The sequence below is a fragment of the Paenibacillus sp. Y660 genome (assembly GCF_057221575.1).
In genome coordinates this window covers 1-5,571 of sequence record NZ_JBXBBJ010000059.1, presented here as the reverse complement: position 1 = coordinate 5,571, position 5,571 = coordinate 1, and the positions used below count along the sequence as shown (strand labels likewise).

Below are 5,571 nucleotides of genomic sequence, written 5' to 3'. Positions count from 1 at the left end.
TGGAAAATTGGTGGAGTCTGGCCTTTTTTGAAACTGGTTTTCATCTTCCATATTTTCCAGCGCCATTTCATAACTATTCTGGCATCACCACTGGAATCCCCCATCTAATTCCGAGAGGCTATTACAGACTTTTTTCTCAATACATTCTCACTCATTCTTTTTCTGAGAAATTTGAATGTGGAGGAACAGCCAAAAAAGCGCAGAAGTGACTCGTCGAAGAATCCTGAGCACGAGTTCTTATCATCCCCAAAACGCAAAGGTCCGCAATGCTATTCTGCATGCGGACCTTATTTCCCTCTTCTACAAACCATTATCATGAATAATCTGTTTCTTTATTTTAAGTATTTGAATCAAAGTTTTCTGGGAGCTTGAAAAAAACTCAAGTTCTTGTAAATCAGAGAACTTCAAGTTCTTTACTAAAGCATTTGTAATTTCAGAATTATTGCTAGTTAAATCAAGGTAACTGAAAAATGAATCCACAAGTAGATAACTATCTTTCTTTGGATGTTTATTTAGTTGTAAAGAAGTTAAAAATACTAGATATTGATGGTCTGGCTTCATTAAATTCTTAGTGGAATAATAAGTAGGTTGTGTTTCTTTTTCTTTTATTGTAAAACCATGCAGTCCATAAACGAATGCCGTATTATTAACAATATTCATATCCCCCTTAATTACTTTTTCTATCATTATCTCCTGACCCAAACTAAAATGCTGTTGAGTAATATTTCCTGTAGGTTTTGCTATAACAACTAAAGAGGCACTTTTCACACTATCAACATAAGTGCTCTCATAATCTATAAAACTTGTGTAATCATTTTCTGTAAATACGTAATCAATACCATGTTCTAAAGAGAATGCGTCTTTTGTACTCTTAAGATTTAAAAGTCCCTCATCTTTAAATGTCGTTTTCAAAAGTTGACCAATAACTAAAGCTCCCACGACTATTAAAAGTTGAAAAATAATCCAGCGTTTCATCATAGTTCACCTTCACTCAGATTACCATTAAACATAAAAATTCTCTTATCACAAAGACGCTCAATATCCTCTTTACTATGACTTGCTAGCAAAACTAAAGCACCACGCTCAGACTCCTTTTTAATAATTGTCCGTACTAGTTCAATACCACTTTCATCAAGAGCATTTGTAGGCTCATCAAGTAGAAGAAAATCTGGCTTTTCCATAATTGCTTGTGCAATGACGATTCTCTGTTTCATACCTAGCGAATACTTCCTAACTGTACGCTTATCCTCTGGATCAAGTCCTACTCTTATAATTGCATCTTTTATTTCTTCAGTTCCAACTAGTCTATTGATTTTTGCAAGTAGTTGAAGATTTTTCAAACCCGTAAATTCAGGATATAGCCCTGAATTTTCAATTATAATTCCTATATTCTTAACTGAGTGTATTTCTTTATGTAGTTCTTTTCCATTGATAAAAATCTTACCTGTTGTAGGTTTAATTAAACCGCTTAAAGCACGGAAAAGCATTGTTTTCCCAGAACCATTTTTACCAACAAATCCGTATATTTGTCCACTTTCCAATGAAACACTAATATTATTTAAAACTGGAGTCCCTTTTATATTTTTGCAGAGGTTATGGGTTGTAATTTGTGGCAATTAATTCAACTACCTTTCTTAATCAAATACTCTCATTGTCTATTAACGCAATATCCATCTGGTTAATATAATTAGCACCAATCACAACTACTAATCCATTCAAAAGAATAAAATAGAGAATAGCAGTAACATGCATTAAATCGTTTTCCATCATGTTCAAAATAATCGTTGCAACAGGGTTAAGCAAAAGTAAATAAGGATTTTCAATAAAGATTGAAACTGAACGCATACTCAATGAAAGTGTAACTAGGATCATAATAACAATATATATACTAAGAAAGGCAATATTGCTACTAAAACGGATAGCTAAGAAGTTAATCAATAACGTTACTAAATTAAGAAATAATGTAATCGTAATCCATAAAAATATAAGCATTTTTATAGTTGCAGCATCCAATCCATAGTTGGATCGGTATAGACACAGTAGGAGAATAGTAGCTAAGAATAGATAAGTATAGCAAGCAGCTACAATAAATAATTCAATAGATTTTTTATAGACCCATTGCTTTTTGTTACCTAATCTCGAGAACAAGTACTCACTCCCGACCAAAAAGTTTCTATATATGAAAGTTCCAAATAACATACTAAAGAGCAGAATATAAAACAACTTATCAATTAACAAAGTATAGGATTTAATATTACCAATATGTAAACTTCCAAAAATCATTTCTGCGATCATAGTTTTGATTGGTACATCTATTTGTGTTGAAGAGGAGAAGATCATAATATGGTAGAACACGATCACAGGTACTATTGAGAATATTTTGAATAGCATTTTGCTTCTAATCATATTTGCCCCTAAATCTGGTCATGTCTACTGACCTGATATGTTCTAAATATCGAAAAAAAGAGAATAGTTATGTAAAAAATCAAATAGAATGCCGAGCTTTTTCCCGACGTAGTATCGATTGACACATAATCAAATAAGTCAGTATTTAGATATTTAAAGGAATTAAATGAATAAAAATCAGCTGTATCAAAGACAAATACCAGAAGATATACCGGTATAAAAACAAGAACTTTGAAATTTTTAATCCAATACGAACATGCTAAAGAGAATATACTTAATAGTCCGGATAACATAGATAATAAAAATAGATACAACACATTGTAAACAAAAGGATTAGTTACATACAAACCTAAAAACGGTATACCGCGTCCGTAAGAGTCCTTTATAACATTTTGTCCTGTCAAATCACTAATGTAGTTTATGCTATTATAAAATCCAAAATAGGTATTGAGGTTTTCGGGAAATGTAATTAAATTCAATAGAATATTAATACTAAATGGAATAGAAATTATAATAAATCCACCAAGAAAAGTTGTGATTAGTTTAGAAAAATAATAGTTAGTCCCCATTCTTGTCTGTAAAAACGGAAGGATTTTCACACTTTTATCATTGAGATATGAAAATGAAAAAGGAAATACTACAATAAAGGGAAAGATTGATACAAGATATTGGAAGTAAGGTCCATATGAATTTCCAGCATAAAAAGAATCAGCTGAATAAATCGAAGAAATATCCATACCTATGTTTGAATATACGTTCAGTAAGTAAACACCTACAGTATATATCATCATTATGGAAAACCCTAGCTTGAAGTTTAGTTTATTTACCATTAAATTAAATTGCATGATCACTGCCCTTTTTAACTCCATTCAAAAGTTCCTCTCATGTATTAAAATTTTTTACTTATTGGTACGTCCCGAATTCGGGATGTACCAAAATTATTTTACCCATTTCGGATCAATAGAACCAGTGATTTTGCAGTCCAACGCTGGATCATTTCCTTTTAGCCCAGAACGTAAGATGCTTATTAGCTACTTTATATTGATCGATCCATCGGCTTTATAGATGTTAGTGAGAGAAATCGTTGGATCAGTGAATACGAAATGAAGTATGGATCTCTCCTCCTTGAAGAAACGTCAGCCGTCTGTTCCGACAGTTGCGTCTTCACCTTATGACGATATTTACACATTAAATCCTTACTACCTGGGATTAAAGATCTTCGAGGATATCGGGAAACTGTGGGACAATCCAACCCAGGAAGAACGAGATCGTTACGGTCGAGTTCCAGGACGTGGACGAGAGAAAATGTTCGAGGTTAGAGAACAAGATCCTGATGTATCCTTCATCCGTAACTGTCTAACGAAAGATTTGGTGAAAGAACTGGACCTGTATGTATTCGAAAAGAAAGGTCCCGAATGGAAAATTACCGATAAATCGTGGGAAAACATCCGCGATCAGCTCGCTTATCCTCGCGCAAATGGCGCCTTCCCTTTCAACGACTCTTCCTTCGACTTCGAATTCTTCTTACTCATTGCCGTACACCTCGGATGTTTCTGCGACCATCGCTAATGCTGGTTTGCTTTCCTCATAGCTATCCTTCTTCACTTGTCCTGCACCGCTATTTCCTTTTTCCTATCTTGCATCCGTTCGTGTTTCTCCATCAATAGGCATAATGATCACATTCGCATATTCTTTGTCAGCATAACGATTAATGACACCTAGCTCCGTATATTCACCCGTGCTGTCCACTGATCCATAGGTCAACATATCTGCCATAAAGTTATCCATGAAAGTAACCGACTCGCCAAACGGCTTCGGCTCCTTGCCTGCTTCGCCATTTTCGCCCAAAGTGTCCTTCTGCCACTTAATCTCAGCAATGCCCTTAGCGTTGATTTCCACATAAGTTTCTAAACCTTTATACGAAATAAAATAGCGAAGCGCTTCCCCTTTAGGGAACCTGTATGTTGTAGTGAAACCTTCGCCATAAGGCGCGATCTCTGTGCCGATACTTATCCGAGTCAACTTAATCGCAAGTGCCCGCGCTTTGGCAAGGTCGCCGTTTTTCAGTGTTTTAAACTGCTCTTCGCCCGTTGGGGTCCGGACAATGATATGTTTTGCTCCGCTGTCATAATCAACTTTACCTCCGAGCGTCTCGGTTACAAAACGAACGGGGATGTAAGTCCGCCCTTCCTTCACGGTAACAGGTGCATCCAACTTTACATTCTTCCCGTTTACTTCCGCTGTTTTCAAACCATTTTTTAGATGCACCGTCATTTTCTGAACCGGATTATTAATGATTATTGTCTTTGTTGCTGTCTCATAGGAGTAAACAAATGATTTAGGGTCGTTAAAGGCTCGAAGCTGAACCATCGTTCTGTCGTTTACAACCAATACATCTTCTTGGTAAACTCCGTTAATAAACATTTTTGACGGCTGCGCTGGCGCAGCCATGCTGGTCGTACCAGCTGACAATACTCCTGCCACCGTTAATGCGACTGCTGCTATTTTTATCCACTTTTTCACAATTATAGCCTCCTCTTTCGTTCATAGACGCTTGTTATTAGTATAAAGTTGCTCTAAATTTCCGAATACGCAGCCGCGAGTTTTCGTGACCTTTGTTATCTTAGGCAGTTAAGACTTGTATTGCCTGCTTTATAGCAATTCCTCGAATCTCTTTACGTTTCATTATGTCAGACATAGAAAAGAAAGAATTGTTTTTATAAATCAAGAGTAAAACTCGTCTTGTTGCTATTACTGCTTGGGTCTCATTTTGCACTAAATAATAAATGACTTGGTAACAGTATGTTTCATATTCACGTAAAATTTTCAATTTACACTCCATGACTGTACACATATAACAAAACAACACCTTGTAAGTTATTTCGAAAAGTTCTTCTGCAGTAAAAATAGAACTTGGTTCTTTTACTTTTAACCATTTCTATAATAGTGGTTCCGCTAGTTTTTTCGGGATCAGCCTTGGGAATCTGAAACACGCGTTTCCGGATATGGGTAAGCGTCAAATCCAGCCCACCTTCAACGTCTAAACCATTCATGAGAAAATGAAGGCAACCCAATGAAGGAGGTTGCCACATGACCACGAGAGAACAACGTCGTCAAGCATGGATTGAACGTATCACAGATTACAAATCGAGTGGCCTTACCATG

At 35.7% G+C, this 5,571-nt stretch carries 5 protein-coding genes and 1 pseudogene; 2 read left to right on the top strand and 4 right to left on the bottom strand.

Annotation, left to right across the window (positions count from 1 at the left end; genetic code table 11):
- A partial coding sequence (locus AC2TDN_RS26235) for a hypothetical protein (protein WP_484690702.1) occupies positions 1–209 on the top strand: 209 nt, incomplete at its 5' end.
- A 91-nt stretch (positions 210–300) separates the two neighbouring features.
- On the opposite strand, the gene AC2TDN_RS26230 is transcribed toward AC2TDN_RS26235, so the two are convergent.
- From AC2TDN_RS26230 to AC2TDN_RS26220, 3 genes are read right to left on the bottom strand one after another with little or no spacing between them, the layout of a single operon-like run.
- Positions 301–978, bottom strand: a complete 678-nt coding sequence (locus AC2TDN_RS26230; RefSeq protein WP_482069746.1) for a hypothetical protein — start codon at positions 976–978, stop codon at positions 301–303.
- Complete coding sequence (locus AC2TDN_RS26225) at positions 975–1,616, bottom strand: ABC transporter ATP-binding protein (RefSeq protein ID WP_484690701.1); 642 nt, start codon at positions 1,614–1,616, stop codon at positions 975–977. The genes AC2TDN_RS26230 and AC2TDN_RS26225 overlap by 4 nt, the downstream gene beginning before the upstream one ends.
- A 22-nt stretch (positions 1,617–1,638) precedes the next feature.
- On the bottom strand, positions 1,639–2,148 hold the full coding sequence (locus AC2TDN_RS26220) for a hypothetical protein (RefSeq protein WP_484690700.1): 510 nt from the start codon (positions 2,146–2,148) through the stop codon (positions 1,639–1,641).
- A gap of 1,440 nt (positions 2,149–3,588) precedes the next feature.
- Between AC2TDN_RS26220 and AC2TDN_RS26215 the strand changes: the two are divergent.
- Positions 3,589–3,900, top strand: a pseudogene (locus AC2TDN_RS26215) (SpoVR family protein); the annotation flags it as partial.
- Between the two features lie 138 nt (positions 3,901–4,038).
- Here AC2TDN_RS26215 and AC2TDN_RS26210 read toward each other — a convergent pair.
- Positions 4,039–4,929, bottom strand: coding sequence for a copper amine oxidase N-terminal domain-containing protein (locus AC2TDN_RS26210; RefSeq protein WP_484690699.1), 891 nt, complete (start codon positions 4,927–4,929; stop codon positions 4,039–4,041).
- Positions 4,930–5,571 lie beyond the last annotated feature (642 nt).